This is a genomic window from Falsiroseomonas sp. (assembly GCF_041690465.1).
Classification (GTDB): Bacteria; Pseudomonadota; Alphaproteobacteria; order Acetobacterales; family Acetobacteraceae; genus Falsiroseomonas.
Genome location: NZ_JAWLHG010000050.1, coordinates 1 through 20,766, shown reverse-complemented (window position 1 = coordinate 20,766; position 20,766 = coordinate 1). Strand labels below are relative to the sequence as shown.

Below are 20,766 nucleotides of genomic sequence, written 5' to 3'. Positions count from 1 at the left end.
CATGCTTCCGGAGTCCGGCCCGCCCTGCGACGTGGTTGTGGTTGGCTCCGGCGCGGCCGGGCTCCGCGCGGCGATCGCCGCGGCGGAGGCCGGGGCGCGCGTCTGCATAGTGACGAAGGGTCCGCTGCTCTATTCTGGGGCCTCGGCCTCGGCCAATTTCTCCTACTGCGCGAGCTTCGGATATTTCGGCGCCGGGGACACGGCGGAGGCCTACGCCGCGGACATCCTGGCCAGCGGCCACGGCCTGGCCGAGCCCGCGCTGGCACTGCGGCTGGCCGAGGAGGCAGGTCGCGAGGCCGACATCGTCGAAGGCTGGGGTGTCCGCTGGCGGCGCGACGAGGATGGCCGGCACCAGCTTGCGACCTTCGGCGGCCATCGCTTCCACCGCGCCATCCATGTGGGTCTCCGCACCGGCAAGGCGCTGATGGTCGCGCTCGGCCGTCGGACGCAGGCGCTCGGCATCGAGGTGCGCGACCACAGCGTGGCGCTGGAGGTCCTGGTGAGGGACGGCGTCGCGGCCGGCCTGCTGCTGCTGGACCTGCGGCAAGCCGCGCTCGTCGCGCTGCCGGCGGGCGCGGTGGTGCTGGCGACGGGCGGCAATGTCGCGATGTATGCACTGCATACCAATCCGGACGAGCTGACCGGGGACGGGCTCGCCCTGGCGCATGCGGCCGGCGCCACGCTGATCGACGTCGAGTTCGTCCAGAGCTACCCGACGGTACTGCTGTCTCCTCCAGCCGCGCGCGGCCTCCACTATCCGACCGGCCGCCTGCTCGGCTTCGGTGCCAGGCTGCTGAACGGAAAGGCCGAGGAGTTCTTCGGCCGCTACGAGTCGGTGCCCATCCAGCAGGCCCGGCGCGACGCGCTCTCCCGCGCCATCGCGCTGGAGGTTGCGGCCGGGCGCGGCTCCCCGCGTGGCGGCGCCTTCGTGGATGCAAGTGCGGTGGCGCCGGGCATGCTGCGCGATGTCCATTTCGAGGGCTATTTCCAGGATCTGGAGCTGGACGTCGGACGTGACCTGCAGGAAGTGGGGCCGACGCCGCACTTCACGCTCGGAGGCGTGCGCATCGACCGGGACGGCCGCACCGACCTGCCGGGACTTTTCGCCGTGGGCGAAGTCGCGGGGGGTCTGCATGGCGCGAACCGCCTCACCGGTGTCGCGCTGCCGGAGGCGCTCGTGTTCGGCGCGGCCGCGGGCAGGGCCACTTCTGCCGCCGCCAGCGTCGATCGGAAGCGTGATGCCCGGGCGGCGGACAGCCCCTGGGTCGCGAAGATCGCCACCGCGCTGCGGCCGCGCCGCTCGGGCGGGACGCATGTCGGCGAAGCGGCGGCGGCCCTGCGTCGGGCGATGCAGGCCGGCGCGGGCGTCCTGAAGTCCGCCCGCTCCCTGCGCGAGGCGCTCGCGGCGCTGGATGCCATCTCCCCCGCGCTGTCCGACCTGGCCAGCCGACAGACGGGGCTTCGTTTCAATTGGGAATTGGCGCGGATCCTGGAACTCCGGCACATGCTGGAGGCAGCCCGCTTTCACGCGGTCGCTGCGCTGCGGCGCGAGGAGTCCCGTGGCGCTCATCTGCGGACGGACCACCCCGAAACCAGGGATCCAGGATGGCGCCGGCACCAGCTGGTGCAGCGTGACCGGGTCATGGACGCGACGATCGGATGAGCGGCTTCGAGGAATTCGACGTCACGGTACGGATCTGGCGCCAGGCCGCCAGCGCCGAGGCCGGCGTATGGCAGGAATGGCAGGTCCGGATTCCGCGTGGCGACCATGTGCTGAACCTGCTGGCGGCGGTGCGGCGAAATGGGGACCCGTCGCTGTGCTTCCCCGCCCATTTCTGCAAGATAGGGACGTGCGGCGCCTGCGCGCTGCTGGTGGACGGCAGGCCGGCGCTCGGCTGCCGTGCGTTGGTGAAAGAGCCTTTCGTCGAAGTTGCCCCACCACGAGGGCGGATGATCCTGACGGATCTGCTTGCGGAGGACGCGCCGCACTGAGCAGGCGAGCCTCGCGCGCTGTGCCTGCGGGATTGAGCCAGCGTGAGGGCACCGGCGCGGCGCTGATCCTGCTCGTACTGGCCGGCTTCTTGAGAAGGCTCTTTCGGAGCACCCCGCTGCGCCCAGAGGCAGACTTGGAGTCCGCAGCAGGGTCGCCCTGCCCTCGAGCCGGTCGGGGGCAGGGCAATTTGTTCACCTTTGTAAATTGACGTTCTTCTCTCGGTAGTAACGCGCCGCGCCGGGATGCACCGGGACCACCATCGCGCGGCCGGCATTGCCGACGTTGAAGTCCGCGGCGTTGGGGTGAATGGCCCGCAGCTCCTCAGTGTTCTCCAGCAGTGTCCTGGTCACCGCATAGACCACCTCCTCCGGCACGTCCTTGTGGGTGACAAACAGGATGGCGTTGCCGATCGAGGGCACGTCCTGGGGCTGGGCCGGGTAGGTGTTGGCGGCGATCGGGTACTCGAAGAAGAAGGGATGCGTCTGTGCCACCGCGCGGGCCTTGTCGGGCTCGATCGGGATGAAGCGCATCGGCTTCGCCTGCATGAGGTCCGCGATGCTCGCCGTCGGCGCGCTGCCCGAATAGACTGCGCAGTCAATGTTGCCGTCCCGCAGGCTGTCGAAAAGCTCCTGGGCACGCAGGTTGAAGGTCTGATAGGCACCCTTGATGCCATACACCTCGGCGACCCGCGGGAACCAGTCCTGCGAGGTGATGCCGGCCAGCACGCCGACCCGCTTGTCGCGCAGGTCGGCGACGCTGCGGATCGGCGAATCCCGATGCACGATGATGTGGAAGGGCGACGTGTAGCCCGCCACGATGTAGCGGATGTTGTCGTAGCGCTCGTTGGCGAAGGGCGGCGCGGAGTTCAGTGCGGCCCAGGGCCCGTTGTCGGCGGCGAGAGCGAAATCGATCTGCCGGCGGCCGAGCAGGCGCGTGTTCTCGATGGTGGCCGAGGTGGCGCGGGAGGTCACGCGCAGGCTCGGGTTGTGCTTCTCGATCACGCGCGCCATGCCGGCCGCGACGATCGAGAAGGCGCCGCCGGTGCTGCCGCCCCCGATGGTCAGGAAGGTCTGCGCCGCCGCCTTCCTGGCACCGGCCGCCAGCAGCAAGCCGCCGAGCGCCGGCAGGGTACGCCTGGTGATGAGCATCGTCCTGTCTCCCTCTCCCTGTTGGTTCAACGCAGCAGTTGCAGGACCTCCAGCGAGTCCGGGTCCAGCACCACGCCATAGAGATTGCGCGCCTCCGCGAGCGAGACGAAGCCGTAGCGGACGTCGCGCTGCACCAGCGCCGGGTCGCGCTCATGTGGCGGGCCATAGCCGCCACCGGCCGGCGTGTAGTGGGTGACCGTGTCGCCCTGCGCCAGCGTCTCCATGTCGCCGATGGCGTAGCGCAGGGTGTGCTCCTGCGGCGTGCCTTCGTTGATCACCCAGCGGCCGCCATCGCCCGGCAGCCCGCCATGCACACCCTGCGGCAGCGAGCGCGACTTTTGGGAGGTGCGATGGAGCTGCGGCTTGTCCCCGAGAATCCTGTAGGCCAGCACATAGCCCACCCCGCCACGCCAGCGCCCGGCGCCGCCGGAGCCGGTACGCAGCTCGCGGCGGAGATACAGGACCGGCTGCTCGCTCTCCATCGCCTCGATCGGCGGGATGTGGCAATTGGTGACATGGCAGGCCATGGCGTCGATTCCGTCCGCCGTCCTGGTCGCGCCGATACCTCCGGGCACCACTTCGCCGAACATGGTGCGGCGATTCGTGCCCGGCATGTCGCAAATGGAATAATTGTAGAGACAGCCGCAGGAATCGCCCATCACGCGGTCCGGCACCGCCGGCGCGAAGGCGCCCATGATCAGGTCCACCAGGCTGTGGCAGACGACCATCCTCTGCATCACGGCTGCCGGCGCCTGCGCGTTCACCAGCGTGCCCGGCGGGGCGATGACGGTGATCGGCCGCTTGCAGCCCTCGGTGCCGGAGATGGTCGGGTCGGTGATGCAGCGCATGGCGTAGAAGACCGAGGCGTAGGTGGTTGCCAGCGGGCAGTTGATCGGCCCCGCGATCTGCGGATCAGTGCCGGTGAAGTCGAGCGTGATGTCGGTGCCCTGCTTCGTCGCCGTCAGCCGCAGCCAGTACGGCCCCCCCTTCGCTCCGTCATCCAGCACCGGCTCCTCGTGACGATAGACGCCGTCCGGGATGCGCGCGATCTCGGTGCGCGTCTGCCGCTCCGAATGGTCCATCATCTCCGCGAAGCAGCCGAGCATGGTGGCGCGGCCGTATTTCGCGAACAGCGCCGAGACCTCGCCCACCGCCACGCGGACCGAGGAGATCTGCGCGACGAGGTCGTTCTCCAGCGTCTCCGGCACGCGGGTGTTGGTGAGGATAACGTCGAGGACCTTGCGCTCGAGCCGCCCTTCCTCCACCAGCTTCATCGGCGGGATGCGCAGCCCTTCCTGGAAGATCTCCACGCCCCAGCCGCGCGTGCCCATGTTCATCGCGCCGATGTCGAGGTGGTGCACCATCAGCCCGGCGAAGGCGACCAGTTCCTCCTCGAAGAAGATCGGGCTGAAAGCCAGGTAGTCGTTGCTGTGGGTGGCCGCCAACGAGCCGCCGCCGGCATACGGGTCGTTGGTCACCACCACGTCGCCCGGCCGCCACTCCCGCACCGGGATGTAGTGTTCCAGGATCGTCTTCAGGCAGACGCCGACCGTGTTGAGCTGGATCGGCGGCCCGGCCTCCTCAGCAACGAGCTGCCCGCGCGCGTCGAGCAGCGAGGCGGAACAATCCTCCATCTCCTTCACGATGAAGGAGTTGGCGGCGCGGATCATGCGGCGCGTCACCTGCTCGGCGATCGATTTCATCGCATTGCGCACGATCTCGACCGTGACCGGGTCCACGGTGCCGGCTGCACCCTGCGGCGGCGGCGTCATCACCGTCATCGTCCCGTCTCCCTGCCGGCGGCGGAGGCGTGCAGCAGATGCGCGTTGCGCATCCGGTCGAAGGTTGCCGTCCAGCCGGGCGGAATGAACAGTGTGGAGCCCGGGTACTCCACCACCGCCGGCCCGGCGATGGTATCCTCCGCGAACAGGTCCTGCACGCGGTGGACGGGCGCCTCGACCCGGCCGTCGGGCAGCAGCAGGTTACGACGTCCGGCCTCCGCCAGCGGTGCCTTGCGCGTGCCGACCTCCGGCCAGGCGAGCTGCGCCACGCGGCCGATAGCGGCGATCCGCAGGTTGACGAGCTGCACCGCGCGTCCGGGGAGGCGGTAGCCGTACACGCGCTCATGCTCCGCATGGAAGCGTTCGGACAATGCGGCCAGCTCTGCCGCGTCCAGCCGGTCGGGTGCGACCGGCAGGCCCAGCTCGTAATTCTGCCCCTGGTAGCGCAGGTCGAGCGTGGCGAGCAGCTGGCGGCGATCCGGCGGCACGCCCTCGCGCTCCAGGTCGCCTGTGGCGCGCAAGGCCATCTCGGCGAGGTCGGCCGCGATCGCCTCGGGCTCGGCCGTCCCCAGCAGGATCATGCGCGTCAGCGCGTGGTCGTGCCGCACATGCGCCGCCAGCAGCCCCATGCAGGAGACATTGCCCGGCGCCGGCGGGATCAGCACGCGGTGGATGCCAAGCTCCTCCGCCAGCCGCATGCTGTGCAGCGGCCCGGCGCCGCCGAAGCCGACCAGGGTGAACTCACGCGGGTCATGCCCGCGATCCACCGAGATCACCTTGATGGCGTTGACCATGTGCGCTTCGGCTATGGCGAGGATGCCGATCGCCGCGGCGTCCACGCCGATGCCGAGCGGCTTCGCCAGTCGCTCGCGTAGCGCCGTCTCCGCGAGCGCCGTGTCGAGCTGCCGCCGGCCGGCCAGGAAATACCCCGGGTTCAGGCGGCCCGCATGCAGGTTCGCGTCGGTGACGGTCGGCTCCGTCCCGCCCTGCCCGTAGCAGGCAGGCCCAGGCCGCGCGCCGGCGCTGCGCGGTCCCACGCGCATGGCGCCACCGGCATCCACATGCGCGATGGAGCCGCCACCGGCGCCGATCGTCACCAGATCGAGCATCGGCAGCAGCAGCGGATAGGCGCCGAGCTTCCCGCGCGTGGTCAGCACCGGGCTGCCGCCGAGCACGAGCGAGACATCCGCGCTGGTTCCACCCATGTCGAGCGTGATGATGTCGGAGATGCCGCACGCCTCGGCGATGGCGGTACCCCCGATGATGCCGCCCATCGGCCCGGAATGGGTGATCGCGACCGGCGTCTGCGCGGCGACGCGGAAGGTCGAGATGCCGCCATTGCCGCGCATGATGAAGGGCGAAGCCGGCACGCCGCGCGCTTCCAGCGCTGCGGAGAGGGTCGCCAGGTGGCGCCCGAGCGGGCGTTTCACATATGCGTTCAGGCTGGTGGTGCTGCTGCGTTCGTATTCGCGGAACTCGCGCACGATGTCGGAAGAGAGCGAGACGTCGATTTCCGGCGCGTCCTCAGCCGCCAGCGCGGCAATGCGCCGCTCATGGGCAGGATTTGCATAGGCATGCAGCAGGCAGACGGCGATGCTGACGCAGCCCGCCTGCCGCAACTGCCGGATTGCTGCGCGCGCGCCGGCCTCGTCGAGCGGCTCGATCACCTCCCCGGCATGGGAGATGCGCTCCCGCACGCCGATGCGCAGCGGCCGCGGCACCAGCGGGCGCGGCGGCCGCCACTGGATGTCGTAGATGTGCGGCTTGCGCGAGGCGCGGGCGATCTCCAGCACGTCGCGGAAGCCTTCGGTGGCGATCAGCCCGACCGGTGCATCCACGCCTTCCACGATCAGATTGGTCACCATGGTGGTGGCGTAGACGAAGTGCTCCACTGCGCGGCGCTCGGCGCCGATGGCGCCGATGGCCTGGTCGAGCCCGTCCAGGATGCCCTCGGTCAGGTCGTCCAGCGTGCTCGGCACCTTGTGGGTGTGCATCCGGCGCGTGGCGGAGTCGATGACGACCAGGTCCGTATGCGTGCCCCCGGTATCCACCCCGACCCGGAAACGCCGGGCCCCCTCCACCGGTGCGGGTTCGGATGTCATGGCTGCTCCGTTGCAGAGGAAGGAAGGGCAGGCGCGGGCGCGGCACCTGGCGCGGCCCGGCTGCGGAGCTGCGCCACGAGGACAGCGGTCACCAGAAGCGCGCCGACGGCGTCGGTCACCAGGCCCGGCTTTATCAGCCCGAGACCCGCCGCCCCCAGCAGCACGCGCTCCCAGCCGCGCATGCGGGCGAGCCAGAAGCCCTCAAAGGCCGCGGCGATGCATGAGGCGCCCACCAGCGCGGTGAGCGAGGCGCCGATGATCGCGGACCAGTCGCCGCGCAGCAGCAGCTCCGGGTTGTAGACCATCATGAACGGGATGATGTAGGCGGCGAAGCCCAGCCGGCAGGCGACCAGCCCGGTGCGCATCGGCGAAGCGCCGGAGATCGCCGCCGCCGCATAAGCCGCCAGCGCCACCGGCGGCGTGATGCAGGAGATGACGCCGAAGTAGAAGATGAAAAGGTGCGCCGCCAGCGGATCGACGCCGAGCTGGATCAGCCCCGGCGCCACCAGAACGGCGAGGATGATGTAGGCGCCGATGGTGGGCACGCCCATGCCGAGGATCAGCGAGGCCACCATCGTCAGCACCAGCAGAAGCGCCAGATTGTTTCCGGCGGCATCCACCAGCAGGCCGGACAGGCGCAGGCCGAGCCCGGTCAGCATGAAGACCCCGATGATGATGCCGGCGGTTGCGCAGCAGGCCGCAACCTCCAGCGTGCCGAGTGCGCCGTCGCGCAGCGCGCGGACCACCCGCATCGTCAGCTCGGCGGTCAGTCGGGGTCCGGTGCCCGCCGCCGCACGCCGTCCGCGCAGCCACAGCAAGGCGAGCCCCACCGCGTAGATCGCGAGCCCGGCCTGTGGCCCGAGCGCCTCCAGCCCCGCATAGCCGAGCGCGTGCACGGCCAGGATGCCGGCGACAGCGCCTGGCCGCGCGCCGCGCGGCGCGGTAGCCAGCGCGCCCAGCACGAACAGCACGAGGTTCACCAGGATGGTCAACACCGCGGCACGCATCGGCGAGAAACCGCCGACGGCCATCAGCAGCACCAGCGCGAGCGGCACCAGAAGCAGGTGCCCGCCCTGGCGCAGCACGCGCAAAGCCTGAGGCAGCTCCGCCCTGCTTTGCCCGCGCATGCCGAGCCGCGCGGCATGCAGGTCCACCGCGACGAAGACCGCAGCGTAGTAGAGCAGCGCCGGGATCGCCGCGCCCGCCGCGACGTCGAGATAGGCGATGCCCAGCACCTCCGCGATGATGAAAGCCGCCGAGGCCATGATCGGCGGCATCATCTGCCCGCCGGTCGAGGCCACCGCCTCCACCGCGCCGGCAAAGGTGCGGCTGAAGCCGATCCGCCGCATCAGCGGGATGGTCAGCACGCCGGTGCCGGTGACATTCGCCACCGCGCTGCCGCTGATCATCCCGAACAGGCTGCTGCCCACCACTGCGACCTTGGCGGGACCGCCGCGCACGCGACCGAACAGGCTGTAGGCGAGATCGGAGAAGAACCGCCCCGCCCCGCTCTCCTGCAGCACCGCGCCGAGGATGATGAACAGCACGATATAGGTCGCCGAGACCGCGAGCGGCGGGCCGAAGATGCCCTCCGTCGTCAGGAACAGTGTGACGGTGATGTCGTCCACGCCGAAGCCGCGATGCGCCAGCGCGCCCGGCAGCCAGGGCCCGAAATACGCAAACCCGATGGCGATGACGGCGATCAGCGGCAGCGCGATGCCGGTCAGCCGCCGCGTCGCTTCCAGCAGCGCCAGCGTCACACCGATGCCGAGGACGATGTCGCTGGTGAAGACCAGGCCCATCCGCGCATCGAGCTGCTCGTCCTCGATGAAGAGGTACGTGCAGCCGGCCACCACGAAGCCGATGAAGACCGCGTCGAGCAGCCGGCCCAGCGAGCGCGGCCCTCCCCACGTCGGCCGCAGCAGGAATGCGAGGACCAGCGCGAAACCCAGATGCACCACCCGCTGGCGGATGCCCTCGAGCACGCCGAAGGTGGCGGTATAGAGGTGGAACGCGCTGAACGCGACAGCGATCACGCCGACCAGCACCTGCCAGCGCGGCGGCAGCAGCGCGAACGGCCGGGCCGGGCTGTCATCGACCGCGGCGGCCCTGGCCGCGGCATCCTGCCTGGCCCCGGCCGCGCCTGTCACGCCGCGGCCTGTTGCGCCGGGGCGCCGCGCAGCAGTGCGGCGAGGCCGAAACGCGTCGCCGAATAGGGCGCGGGGTCAATCGCCGGCGCACGCCCGGCGACGAGATCGGCGATGAGCCTGCCGGTCATCGGTGCTCCGGTCATGCCGGTATGGCCGTGGCCGAAGGCGAGGAAGGCGTTGCGTATGCCGGGCGCCGGGCCGATCACCGGCACGCTGTCGGGCGTCGAGGGCCGGAAGCCGAACCAGGTGCGGTGACCCTCCGTGCGAATGCCGGGGAACATGTTCCGCGCGTTCCGCACCAGCGCCTCGGCACGCGCCGCGACGGGCGGCGCGTCGAGCCCCGCGATCTCCACCGTGCCGGCGAACCGGAGGCCGTCCGCCATGACGTTCACGCTGAAACCGACCTCGCGGTTGCTGATCTGGTGGTGCAGCCGGATCCCCGGATCGGGAAGCATCACGTGATAGCCGCGCTCCGCCTCCAGCGGCAGACGCAGTCCGAGATGGCGCGCCACGCGGCCCGAATGCGCGCCGGCGGCGATGACGACCGCCGCGCAGGTGACCGGCCCTTCCGCCGTGCGTACCGCGCGCACCGCACCGTCGGCGCCGGTGTCGAAGCCGGTTGCGGCGCAGCGCCGCATCGCACCGCCCTCACGCTGGAACGCCTCCGCCATCGTGCGCACGATGCCGCGCGGGTCGGAGGTGCGGCCGTTGTCGGGGAAGAACAGGGCGCGGCGGTATTCCGGCGAGAGCGCCGGCTCCATGTCCCGCAGGCGCTCCACCCCGATCTCCTCGACGCGTACGCCGCAGGCGGCGCGCAGCGCGTCGGCGATCATCTCGCTGCGCGTCGCTCCGGTGCGCCGCCACACATAGAGCTGCCCGCCGCCATGAAGCAGACCCTCGTAGCGGTCGCCCAGCAGCTCGCGGTACAGTTCGAAGACCGGCCGGTGCAGAGCGCGCAGCGCGGTGGAGCTCTGCCGGACGCGGCTCATCCGCCCCGCCTCGATCCAGCGCAGCAACCATGGCAGGGCGCGCGGCGCGTGGCGCGGCGCGATGGCTAGCGGCCCGAGCGGATCGGTCAGCCAGCCCGGCACCTTCGCCAGCATGCCGGGCATGGACATCGGCACCACCATGTCCGGGCTGATCGATCCGGCATTGCCGTAGGAACAGCCCTCCCCCGGGCCGCCCGGGTCCAGGACGAGCACGTCGCGCCCGTCGCGCCGCAGGTTCAGCGCGCAGGCCACGCCGACCACGCCCGCCCCGATCACCACCACTGGCGCGTCCTGCATGGTGGACATCTCTCCGCTTGTGTCGGAGCCTGCACGACGGCCGGCCGCCTTCCCTTGCACCGATGCTAGGCATCGGACATCCCCGGCTGCAACAAGAAATGCAAGGAAAACCATACGGTTATGAGGGCATAACCGGAATCTCATGGATGCCGGGCGGGGGGATCTGGGGCATGAATCTGAAGCACCTGGAGCTGCTCAGGGCCGTACTCAGCACCGAGAGCGTGACGGAAGCGGCGCGCCGCCTCGGCGTCTCGCAGCCCGCAGTGAGCAAGATGCTGCGGGAGGCTGAGCAGCAGCTCGGCGGCAAGCTGTTCGACCGCCGCGGCGGCAGGCTCGCGACACGAATCCAGGCGCGGCCGCTCGCGGATGCGATCGAGAAGGTCCTGTTCGATGTGGAGCGCGTGCGCCTGCTGGCCGAGGAGTTGCAGGAGAACCCCGCGCCGCGCCTGCGCATCGGTGCGATCCCGACCGCGACGATGACCCTGCTGCCGCGGGCCGTCGGCAGGCTGCGCGAGCGCTATCCGGATACGCGCTTCGAGATCCTGGCGCTTCCCACGCGCGAGATCCTGGAGGGCGTGGCCGCAGGCACGCTGGAACTCGGCTTTGTCTATTCCACCCAGAGTCATCCTGCCGTGACGGCGACGGAACTGGAGCCCACAGAGGTGGTCTGCGCCATGCGCGCCGACCATCCGCTCGCCGCCCGGCCCGACGTGCAGGCGCGCGAGCTGGAGCGGCACCCCTTCGTCTCCTTCCACCTCGACGAGCCGATCAGCCTGGCGATCAACGAGGGCTTCCGCGCCGCCGGCGCGAGGTGCAGCCCTACGGTGCTGGTCAGTCACTCGTTCGCCGCCTGCGGCCTTGCGGAGCAGGGGGTGGGCGTCGCGCTGGTGACGCCGCTGCTAATCGCCAGCGGCATCTTCAGTACATTGGTCGTGAGACCCTTCTCGCCGACGATCCGACTGCGGCCGCTCGTGATCTTCGCCCGCCACGCGCCACTCGGCGAGCATGCGGAAGCCATGGTGTCGGAAATCCGCGCCGCAGCCAGTCTTTGGCGGGGGACGCGTCTGCCATGAAGGTGCTTCAGCCGCCGGCACGTCATGCCCTGAAGCGCCACAGTCCCGCTCGTGCGCAGTGCCTGCGTGCAGGTGTGGATGCTCTAACGTCTGGAGACATCGCGGAAGGCGCGCCTTGAGACGCTGCATTCGCCCGCCAAGCTCGTCGGCCGGCTGTTCGGCCTGTTGGCGGCCCAGCGGGTCGGGGTGGCGCACCGGGATGCTTCATCGGGTGGCGGCGAGACGCGGGATGCCGACGCCGACCTTGCACTGCTGCGGCGCAATCTGTGCGCGGGCGGCGCGCAGTCCGGACCGGACCATCCGGACTGGCTCCGGGCCGTCGCGGCCGGCGATCTCGCGGACGGGCCGGGAGGTCTGCGCTGGGCCGAGGCCATGGATCTGGCGCAGCTGGCTGACGGCTATCGGCTCGCCGGCGAAGCGGGCCTCGGTGAGCCGGCGGCCTTCCTTGAGAGGAAACAGCGCGAGGCCCGGACGCCGGCCACTGGTCGGGTTCGGCCCTGGCGCTATGGACCTGTCTCTTCCTCGCATCTCGACGCGAGCGCTTCGCTGGCCTTTTGCCGGGGGCGGAGGTAACGGCGCAACTCGATGCACTCTGCATCGGGCTGCGCGCCCAGGCTGGCAGTGGCTGACGACACCGGGCCCTGCCGGGAAGGAAGCGGCGATGATGCAGAAATACACCGCCGCCGCTGCTCTTACTCAACTCTCGTCCGAAGGATCGTCAGGCGCGTTTCGGTAACGGCGCATCGCCTTCTCCGCCGCGCGTTCCCAGGCTTCCGTGTCGGTGGCCATCCCGGGCACCACAAGCACGCCGCCCTTCTTGACATTCGCCGCGTCCGCGGGCGGCGCCAGCATGCCCTGCTCCCGCGCCAGCGCGAACGTCAACTGGGTAGCTTTTGCGTCGCCGCGAAGCGCTCGCGCCAGCAGGGCCTGGAGCATGGCCTCGCCCTTTGTCATGGTGCGGCTCCGTTCGCCCTCACGCACATTGATGGACTCGCCCAGCAAGCCCTGGAACAAGCTACCCAGGTTCTTCGTCCCCTTCGGCCGGCCCTTCGGGTTGCCTGATTGGCCCTTGCGAAATCGCGTGTGCTCGGGTGGCCGCGCGTAGCCGACCGTGTAGTCCCCGTCGCGCTTACCGCGTGCCATCACGCCACCTCCGCTGCGGGCTGCTCAGCGGCCGCGAGGCGCTCCGCGGCGATCTCGCCGAAGCGTCTCCCGCTGCCCATCAGGACCGCCTCCCCACCGGTCAGCGTCGCCCAGCGGCGAACGATGACGTCGCAGTAGACGGAGTCGATCTCGATCAGCCGCGCCCGACGGCCGGTCCTCTGGGCCGCGATCAGGGTGCTGCCGCTGCCGCCGAACGGATCGAGCACGACGTCGCCGCGACGCGAGACGTCCTTGATGGCATCCGAGATCAGCGCCACCGGCTTGACCGTCGAGTGCATGGCGAGCTCGGCCATGCGGTCCCGCTTCAGCGTGTTCACCCCGGCATAGGACCAGAGATTCGTGCGGTAGCGGCCATGCCTGCCGAGCTCGACGGTGTTGACGTGCGGTGCGGTGCCGGACTTCCAGACGAAGACCAGCTCGTGCTGGGAGCGGTAGAGGCTGCCCATGCCGCCGTTGTCCTTCGCCCACACGCACATGTTCTTCAGCTCGGTGTAGGCCGCACCGCCGGCTTCCAGCATTTCGCCGGCATGGCGCCAGTCCATGCACTGGAAATGGATCGCCCCGTCAACGCTCGCCGCGGCCGCATTCCGGAAGACGGCCGTGAGGAAGGCCACGAACTCCGCCCGGCTCATCTCGCCCGATGCCATTGCGAACTCGCGATGCTGCACCCGGGCCAGGCCGCAGACGTGCCCACCCACCGGCACGTTATAGGGCGGATCGGAGAACACCACCCTGGCCAGGTCGCCCTCCATCAGCCGCCGATAGGCCTCCACGTCGCGCGAGTCGCCGCACAGCAGCCGGTGCGGCCCGAGCTCCCACAGGTCGCCGGCACGCGTGACCGCCGCGGCGGCATCCGGTGCCTCCGGCACGGCATCGGCGGGATCGTCCTTCACGGCGGGCTGCCCGTCGAGGATCAGGTCGATCTCGGCGGTCTCAAAGCCGGTGAGCTCGAGATCGAAGTCGAGCTCCAGCTCGGCCAGGCCCTGCAGCTCGATCTTCAGGATCTCCGGGTCCCAGCCGGCCTTCTCCGCCAGCCGGTTGTCGGCGAGGCGGTAGGCGCGGAGTTCCGCCTCGGTGAGGTGCTCGAGCAGCACGGTGGGGACGCGGTCCATTCCGATCTGCTTCGCCGCCTGCACCCGGCCGTGGCCGGCGATGATGCAGCCATTGCCGTCGATCAAAACGGGGTTGGTGAAGCCGAACTGCCGGATCGAGGCGGCGATCTGGTGGATCTGCTTCCTCGAATGCGTCCTGGCATTCCGGTCGTAGGGTGACAGCCCGGCGACCGGGCGGTAGATAATCCCGAGCTCGCGGCTGCGGCCCTGTGCTTCAGACATGGGTGTCCCTCGACTGACGAGGGCCCGCCGCGTTTGCTGTTGACGGCGCGACCCTCGATGGTGACGCCGCACCGGCCAGCTGGCTGACCTGCACGGACCCATCGGGCGTCGCGCCCTCACTTCAGAGCTACCTCCGCCCCGGCCGCATCACGCAGCCGCAAGTGGATCTCGCTCCAGGCGGGCGAACATGTGCACGCAAGCGGTGGCCGCGTAACCCAATATTGCGGTTTCGTATCTGAAATCCCGCGTCAGCGTGCCTCGGCCATATCTGCGAAGCGCATTTCCCTGTTCCGGCCGCAGGGAATCCGCGCGCTGCAGCTCTCGGAAGCCAGGCGTGGCGCTGCCCGCCAGCGGCCCCCCCCCCGCCGGAGGGGCTCCGCCGGCGATCTTGCATCGGCAGCTGCGGCTGCACCTGTATCGCATCCTCGATCGGCTGGAAGCCGCGACGGCGCGCGAGCGGGCCGAGTTGGAGCAGGAGCGCGCGGCGTTGGCCCGTCACTGCGAAGCGCGTGCGACGGAACGCGAAACGGCTGCGCGCACAACGGTCGCGCAACTTGAAACCCGGCTGGCGGAGTTGGAGCGAGAGGTGGAGGTTGAGCGGCGGGTGCGGGCCCTGCTCGAGACGCGCGCCGCGGGGCCCGAGCGTCCGCTGGCGGTGTCGCAGGCAGCTTCGGACGCGGCCCCGTCGGCGCCCCCGCTGGTCGCACAAGGCCGGGCTGGTGACCCGGACCCGTCGGCGGCCGATCGTGGGCCGCTCTTCTCGGCGAATGAAGCCGCTTATCGGGCGCGCCGGGCCGATCCTCGGCTTGGTGGCCGCAGCCTGGGCAGCAAGGCGACGGAGGATGTCGAGGTCGCGTTCTGGCTCTGGCGAGGGCTGGCCGGCGACCGCCCGATGCTCGACTACACCCGCGAGGAGGCCGACGACCTGCGGGGCGACATGCTCCGGATGCTCGCCTCGTATGGGAAGGGCGGCCCGAAACGCGAAATGCGGGCGAAGCATGGGCCGCGGCATTGGATGGAGGTGGCCGACCAGCGGCAACGCACGATCGACCAGCACAACGCCGCCCTCCCCGAAGGGCATCCAGACCGCAAGGCCGACGTGGAGCGAATGTCGCTTCGTACCGTGAAAAAACACTACACCTCGCTGTCCGGCTACTGGCGGTGGCTTGAAGCGCGCAAGGTTCTGCCGCGCGGGACCAACATCTTCAGCGAGTGGGACTGGCCTGGCACGAAAGGCTGGCACGACGACCGCGACGCAGACCTGAACCTGCTTCTCCGTTCATCCTGGTTCGGCGCGGACCGACGCGGCACCGACCACTGATGGGCCACGGTGATCGCGATGTTCAGCGGCATGCGTGCCGAGGAGATCGCCCGCATGCGACCCGCGCACGACTTCGCCGAGTTCGACGGCGTGTTCTGCATGGTGCTGCAGAACCAGGGCGACTTGTCCCCGAAGTCGGAAGCCGGAGAGCGCGTCGTTCCGGTCCATCGCCGCTTGCTCGACCTGGGTCTGCGGGATCTGGTGGCGCAGCGTATCGCTGAACGGTCGTACCGTCTTCTCGGCCCACAAGATCGGGATCGGGGTCGGCGAGAAGACCGCGCTTCAGTCGTTCCGGCACAATATCCGCACGCAGCTGACTAACGTGCGGGGCTTGCAGGAATGCGTTGGCTAAGACTTGATCGGACAGTCCTGTGTTGGTTCCCGAAGGATGGAGCCGGTGGACGGGGCGGAGAACCAGGAGATGACACAGGAACAGAAGATCATCCGCGCCAAGGGCGGGGTGCTGGAGCTTGCCTGCCCCAGCTCGGCAATGTCAGCCAAGCCTGCAAGATGCTCGGCTACGCACATCAACTCTGCGCATGGTGGTGACTGCCCATCTCGCGGCCTCGTGTCTTATTCTTGGTTGCGCGCTCTCCAGAGCGCGGGACATGCTGCGGCGACGATCTCAGGCGAGTAGCCCTCAGGGACAGGTCTCTCAGACCTGCTCGGCGTCCGCGAGCGTGGCCGCGATCAAGACCGGGCAAGGCGTCAAGCGACGCGCCCCCTCGTCGCAACCCATGTGTGGGGAGACAGCGATGCCGCTCAACGATTGCCTGTCCCACTCGCGTTCCGCACCATTCGCAGCGGCGGCCATGCTCGGCTTCTTCGGACTGGTGGCGCCGAGTGCGCCGGCGGCGGCGCAGAACTGGTTGGATCAGGGTTTGCGGCTGTTCCAGGGCCTCGCGCAGCCGCAGCAGCCATCCCCCCCACCATCCTACCAGCCGCCGCCTCGCTACGTGCCGCCCCCGCCCCGCTACAGCGAGCAGGCGGCCGATGGGCTGAACCGCGCCGAGGTCCGGGAACTGCAGCGCCTGCTCGTGGATCTCGGCCATCTCGACGGCGCCGTGGACGGCATCGCAGGGGCGCAGACGCGCGCGGCCATAGGCCGCTTCCAGGCGGCGGAGGGCCTGCCGCGCGACGCACGCCCGACAGAGCAGGTGCTGCGTGCCGCGCGAGGCGTGGCGGCGGCGCGGTTCGCCGCGGCGCCCGACCACGCCGCGAGCGTCGGCTCCGCATCCAAGGATGCACCGCGCGACGCAGCGCAGGGCGCGGCACCAAGTGTCGCAGCCGGGCTGCAGCCCGGCACATGGCAGGGCAGCCTGTCCTGCAACCGCGAGCAACTGCCGCTCCGGCTCGACGTCGGCGCCGAGGGGCGCACAGGGCGCATGCGCGCGGGGCAGGGCGCACCCTTCTCGGTCAGCCTGGTCCCCGATCGGCACTCCGGCACGGTCGCGATCCTGCCCGAGCCCTCGGTGGCGCGGGCGCCGGGGGCCGCGGTGATCGCAATGGAGGGACGGCCGGGCAGCGGTGGCGGCCTGTCCGGCAGTGTGCTCGGCCGTTGCGAGGCATTTGCCCTGCGGCCTACCGGGCGTGACCTCGTCGGGCAGGATGCAGGCAGCGCCAGCGGAGCGGATCGGACGGCCCCTGCCGCGCATCCCTCGGCGATGGCGGATGGCGGTGGAGGAACCTCCGCGGCGGCTTCCGCCCCGGCGTCCGCCGCGATGGCAGTGCACTTCGTCCACCATGGCGGGTCGTATCAACTCGAGCATGTGCCGGACGAGTCCGATGCAGTGTCGCGCGCGCTGCTGCTGGCGTGGTGGCGGGCGCATCCCGAGCTGTCCGACAACCCGGACCGCGTGTTGGATCTGGCAAAGGCCCTGCTGCCCGAGAACGCGCGCGACGAGATGATCGAGCGCGGGCGCTGGGCGGGAGCCGACGAGTTCGCGCGCCAGCGCACCCGCACCCGGTTCCGCGAGACATGGCTGCCGCGGCTGCTCGCCGAGGCACCGGCCCTGCCGTATCGCTACATCGAGATCAGCACGCTGCCGCTCGGCGAGTACGAGTTCCAGGCAGCAGGCTTCCGCCTGCTGGAGCCTCGTTCGGGCACCCGTGTCCGCCGGCAGACCTTCGTGCAGGGCGAAAGCGGCCTGGGACGCCATGCCGTCGCCCTCGACCGCGACAGGCCCGGGCTGCTGCCGATGGCCCGGAGCGAGGCCGAGGCCCTGCTCGAGCGCCAGCGCATCCTGGCGCGAGAGCGCGAGCGCGCCCGCAACGGGCGCTATCCAAGGCCCGGATCCGGCGAGGCTGAACCGGAGCGGGTGGTGTTCCTGCGATCCGAGATCGAGGTGGTTGCCCCGGCGCCGGATCCGTGGCGAGGCGGCAGCCGCGGCTGGGCCGGACGGGTTGCGCGCATGGACCTGTTCGAGGATGGCGCGTTGCAGCACCTGCTGCTCGACGACGCGACGATCCGCGCGGCCGATCCCGGTACGGCGCTTGCCGCGCGCGCCGCGCAGCCGGTCGCGCCCCCCGCCGCGCTCGCCTTCGAGACGCGTGGGAACTGGGATGAGGCCGCCTTCCTGCTGGCGGTCCGAGCCGATCCCGGTGCCATCGGCGAGGAGGCCTGGCAGCACGCGACGGCAGAGCGGCTGCGCCTCGAGCGGCGCGACGATACGCCGCCCTGGGGACGGCTCTTCCCGCAGGGTTTCGATGCGGATGAGCGCGGGCGGCCGATGCCGGAGCATGTCGCAGCCTATCGCGCCTGGACCCTGGCTCGCGTCGCGGCGCTGCCCGGTGTCCTCTGGCTGCCGGACGCGGTGCCGGCGGAGGTGTCGCGGCATGCCGGCGAGGAATCCCGGCTCGCCGCCACCCGCACCCATGACCGCGATGATCCGCGTTCGCTCAGCCGGCGCGAGGTCGCGGTCGGCCCGCGAGAGAAGCTGGCCATCCGCCTGCGGCTGCCGCAGCCGCGCGAGCGCTACTTCGCCACCGCGAAGACCGCCGAGCTCGAAGCGGTTGCCCCGCGTCGGCGCAGCTGGCTGCGCCTGCGCTTGACCGATATCGGCACCGATGCCGAGGGCCCGGTGATCGAGGTGGCGCCCGAGCGTCTCGTCGTCGTGCCGCAGCGCGCGGACACCGATGCGCAGCCGCGCCTCGAGCTGGCCTTCGGCCCGGGCGAGACGGTGGCGGAGCAGCGTGCGCGGATCGCCGCCGAGGCAGCCGCGGCCGAGCAGGCGCGCGCCGCCACGACTTCGGCGCGGCTCGCCGTCCTCGACATCCGGCCTGGCATGAAGCTCGACGCGGCCCGGCGGGCGATCGAGGCCTATCTGGGTCCGGATGCCGTCGCCATGATCCCCGCCGCCGATCCGGCCGGCAAGCCGGAGGAGCGGCTGTTCGATGCCTCGGTCATGCTCGCGCGGCCGGACGGCTCGGAGACCATCGCGCTCTTCGCATCCCGGCGCGAGGAGCCGCCGGTCGTGGCGGCCGTGCGGCGGGAGCTTCGCTTCGCGGAGGGAAGCGGTCCGCAGCGGGACGCCTTCCTCGCCCAGCTTGCGGATCACTACGGTGCTCCCAATCGGGACAGCAGCCTGAGCGCCGACTGGTTCGGTGCGCTGGAACCCGGCGAACGCCCGGCCTCCGGCAGCCGGACCCAGTGCCGCGACATGCTGCGCGAAGAGCAGGGGCTCTGGCGGATCGAGGGCGCACCACGCTTCGGCGCGCCCCGCTACGACCGTGCGCCCACGCTTTCCGCCGAGCGCCTCGGCGGCGATGCCTGTGGCACCAACCTTGCGCTCCAGATACGCACCAGGGGCAACGAGGTCAGCCAAGCCGTGCTGGTCCTCGGTGACGCCGGCATCGCGACGCGGCTCTCCGGACTGCCGGCCAAGGCTCCTGCCGAGCCGGTCGAGCTCGGTTTTGCCAGCGGTTTCCCGGACATCCTGGGCCTCCGCCCGGGCATGACGCTGGCAGAGGCGGAGCCGGCGGTGCGCGCTCACCTGCCGGACGCAACCATGCTCGAAGCCGATGCCTCGGGCTCGACGCTGTCGCCGCAGGAGTACCCGGCACTTGCCACCGGCCGCATGTTCGCCGACCCCCCGCGGCAGGAAGCGCTGATCCTGCTGACCGAGACGGATGGTGACGCCGATCGCATCGTTGCCGTGCTGCGCCACCTCGCCGTGCCCGCGGGCGGGCCCGACATCGCCGGCATCGCGGCGGGCCTCATCGCGAAATACGGCGAGCCGGCGCAGCGGAGGGAGCGGGTACTGCGCTGGGGCAATGGCTTCGCCCTCGACCGCAGCCTGCCGACCGCAGGATCCTGCGTGATGGTGCAGACGCGCTCCGCCCGGTCCGACTGGCGGCTGCCGTCAGGTGCCGCCGCGACCGGTCAGCTTGCCACCTTCCTGCAGGCGCTTCCGGCGCTGCGGGTGGACCCGCTTCAGCCGCGCGCGTCCCCGGGGCGGCAGCGCCGCGTGCTCGACTGCCCGGCGGAAGTCGGGGCAGAATTGCGGGAGGTGTCCGCGGGCGGCGTGGTGCTGCATGTCTGGGCGATCGATCCCGGCGCGGCGGACGAGTTGCTCGCGGGTATTCGCGCCGGCGATACCGGCACGCAGGTTTCCGACACCGCGCCGGGACCCGTGGCGGCACCTGGCCATAGCGGCTCGATCCGTTTCTGACCGTGACGGCCGCGGCCGGTCGCGGCTGCGGATGGGTCGCCGATCTCGATTCCGGCGGATCTGCCGAAGCCCGTCACAGCGCCAACGTTGCCGCGGCGATTTTGCCCGGCGAAGCGGCGGACGCGGGCCAGCACCTCAACCGCGCCGGGTGAGGAGGGACGTCTTGAATGGGAACACAAGGACACGAATGGACTGGTCGCAGGCGAAGCTCAGCGGACCGACGGCGAGCTCTAAGCACACCTGCGCCGGCGGTGACCTCCACGACGCGGACGTGGAGGTCTTGATTGCGGTTTTCTGCACGCAGGAGCGGCGGCACCCCGGGTGGGTCGTGCCGGTCCTGGCGACAGAAAACGAGTTCACCACTTGGTGCCCCTCAGGCACCCCGGTCGAAACCCTCGTCGCCGTCGAGGGGCACCGCTGGGCGATCGAGGACACCTTCGAGACGGCGAAAACCGAACTCGGCCTCGATCACAACGAGACGTCCGAAGCAGTGCTTCGGACCCTGGCACGGCTGGTACCGTCACGTCTCGCTGGTGACGCTCGCCTTTGCTGTCCTCGCGGTCACCCGCCGTCGCGCGAATGCCGCCGCGGAGGAAACAGCACCTCCCATGAGGCACAGCGCCGGCGGCTCGTCCGCTGGTCGCTCTAAGTGCCTGACTCTGAACTCATGTGGAACGAGCGAGGCGTCGGAGCAGCAGGTTGACGGAGGCGGCGTAGAGGAAGGCGTTGGCGGAGGCGATTGTC

General features: G+C 70.5%; 14 protein-coding genes and 1 pseudogene. 8 read left to right on the top strand and 7 right to left on the bottom strand.

What is annotated here, in order from left to right:
* Position 1 precedes the first annotated feature (1 nt).
* Positions 2–1,663 carry an FAD-binding protein gene (locus ACESM1_RS26750; RefSeq protein WP_372624282.1) on the top strand — a complete coding sequence of 554 codons (1,662 nt, stop codon included), beginning with the start codon at positions 2–4 and terminating at the stop codon, positions 1,661–1,663.
* Positions 1,660–1,992, top strand: coding sequence for a 2Fe-2S iron-sulfur cluster-binding protein (locus ACESM1_RS26745; RefSeq protein ID WP_372624281.1), 333 nt, complete (start codon positions 1,660–1,662; stop codon positions 1,990–1,992). The genes ACESM1_RS26750 and ACESM1_RS26745 overlap by 4 nt, the downstream gene beginning before the upstream one ends.
* 192 nt (positions 1,993–2,184) lie before the next feature.
* Here the strand turns inward: ACESM1_RS26745 and ACESM1_RS26740 are convergent, their stop codons facing one another.
* Genes ACESM1_RS26740 through ACESM1_RS26720 form a run of 5 tightly spaced genes read right to left on the bottom strand, consistent with a single transcriptional unit; the run spans position 2,185 to position 10,460 of the window.
* Complete coding sequence (locus tag ACESM1_RS26740; protein WP_372624280.1) at positions 2,185–3,141, bottom strand: TAXI family TRAP transporter solute-binding subunit; 957 nt, start codon at positions 3,139–3,141, stop codon at positions 2,185–2,187.
* A gap of 26 nt (positions 3,142–3,167) precedes the next feature.
* Positions 3,168–4,922, bottom strand: a complete 1,755-nt coding sequence (locus ACESM1_RS26735; RefSeq protein WP_372624279.1) for a hydantoinase B/oxoprolinase family protein — start codon at positions 4,920–4,922, stop codon at positions 3,168–3,170.
* Positions 4,919–7,024, bottom strand: a complete 2,106-nt coding sequence (locus ACESM1_RS26730) for a hydantoinase/oxoprolinase family protein (RefSeq protein WP_372624278.1) — start codon at positions 7,022–7,024, stop codon at positions 4,919–4,921. The genes ACESM1_RS26735 and ACESM1_RS26730 overlap by 4 nt, the downstream gene beginning before the upstream one ends.
* Positions 7,021–9,174: a TRAP transporter permease gene (locus ACESM1_RS26725; RefSeq protein ID WP_372624277.1), complete on the bottom strand. Its 2,154-nt coding sequence runs from the start codon at positions 9,172–9,174 to the stop codon at positions 7,021–7,023. Before ACESM1_RS26725 ends, ACESM1_RS26730 begins: the two co-directional genes overlap by 4 nt.
* Positions 9,171–10,460, bottom strand: a complete 1,290-nt coding sequence (locus tag ACESM1_RS26720; protein WP_372624276.1) for an NAD(P)/FAD-dependent oxidoreductase — start codon at positions 10,458–10,460, stop codon at positions 9,171–9,173. The genes ACESM1_RS26725 and ACESM1_RS26720 overlap by 4 nt, the downstream gene beginning before the upstream one ends.
* Before the next feature lie 170 nt (positions 10,461–10,630).
* On the opposite strand from ACESM1_RS26720, the gene ACESM1_RS26715 reads away from it, so the two are divergent.
* Together ACESM1_RS26715 and ACESM1_RS26710 are read left to right on the top strand one after the other, a co-directional pair.
* The gene (locus tag ACESM1_RS26715) at positions 10,631–11,533 is read left to right on the top strand and encodes a LysR substrate-binding domain-containing protein (protein ID WP_372624275.1); all 903 of its coding nucleotides are present in this window, start codon (positions 10,631–10,633) and stop codon (positions 11,531–11,533) included.
* A gap of 165 nt (positions 11,534–11,698) precedes the next feature.
* Positions 11,699–12,106: a hypothetical protein gene (locus tag ACESM1_RS26710; RefSeq protein ID WP_372624274.1), complete on the top strand. Its 408-nt coding sequence runs from the start codon at positions 11,699–11,701 to the stop codon at positions 12,104–12,106.
* A gap of 123 nt (positions 12,107–12,229) precedes the next feature.
* On the opposite strand, the gene ACESM1_RS26705 is transcribed toward ACESM1_RS26710, so the two are convergent.
* Both ACESM1_RS26705 and ACESM1_RS26700 read right to left on the bottom strand, forming a co-directional pair.
* Positions 12,230–12,676: a DUF5681 domain-containing protein gene (locus ACESM1_RS26705; RefSeq protein ID WP_372624273.1), complete on the bottom strand. Its 447-nt coding sequence runs from the start codon at positions 12,674–12,676 to the stop codon at positions 12,230–12,232.
* Positions 12,676–14,031: a site-specific DNA-methyltransferase gene (locus ACESM1_RS26700; protein ID WP_372624272.1), complete on the bottom strand. Its 1,356-nt coding sequence runs from the start codon at positions 14,029–14,031 to the stop codon at positions 12,676–12,678. The genes ACESM1_RS26705 and ACESM1_RS26700 overlap by 1 nt, the downstream gene beginning before the upstream one ends.
* A gap of 334 nt (positions 14,032–14,365) precedes the next feature.
* Here ACESM1_RS26700 and ACESM1_RS26695 point away from each other — a divergent pair, with 334 nt between their 5' ends.
* The 4 genes and pseudogenes from ACESM1_RS26695 to ACESM1_RS26680 form a co-directional block, all read left to right on the top strand.
* Positions 14,366–15,352: a hypothetical protein gene (locus tag ACESM1_RS26695; protein ID WP_372624271.1), complete on the top strand. Its 987-nt coding sequence runs from the start codon at positions 14,366–14,368 to the stop codon at positions 15,350–15,352.
* 9 nt (positions 15,353–15,361) lie between these two features.
* Positions 15,362–15,673 (top strand): hypothetical protein, encoded by a 312-nt coding sequence (locus tag ACESM1_RS26690; RefSeq protein WP_372624270.1) that lies wholly within the window; start codon positions 15,362–15,364, stop codon positions 15,671–15,673.
* Between the two features lie 434 nt (positions 15,674–16,107).
* Positions 16,108–20,022 (top strand): peptidoglycan-binding protein, encoded by a 3,915-nt coding sequence (locus tag ACESM1_RS26685; RefSeq protein WP_372624269.1) that lies wholly within the window; start codon positions 16,108–16,110, stop codon positions 20,020–20,022.
* 355 nt (positions 20,023–20,377) lie between these two features.
* Positions 20,378–20,618, top strand: a pseudogene (locus tag ACESM1_RS26680) (IS701 family transposase); the annotation flags it as partial.
* Positions 20,619–20,766: the final 148 nt, after the last annotated feature.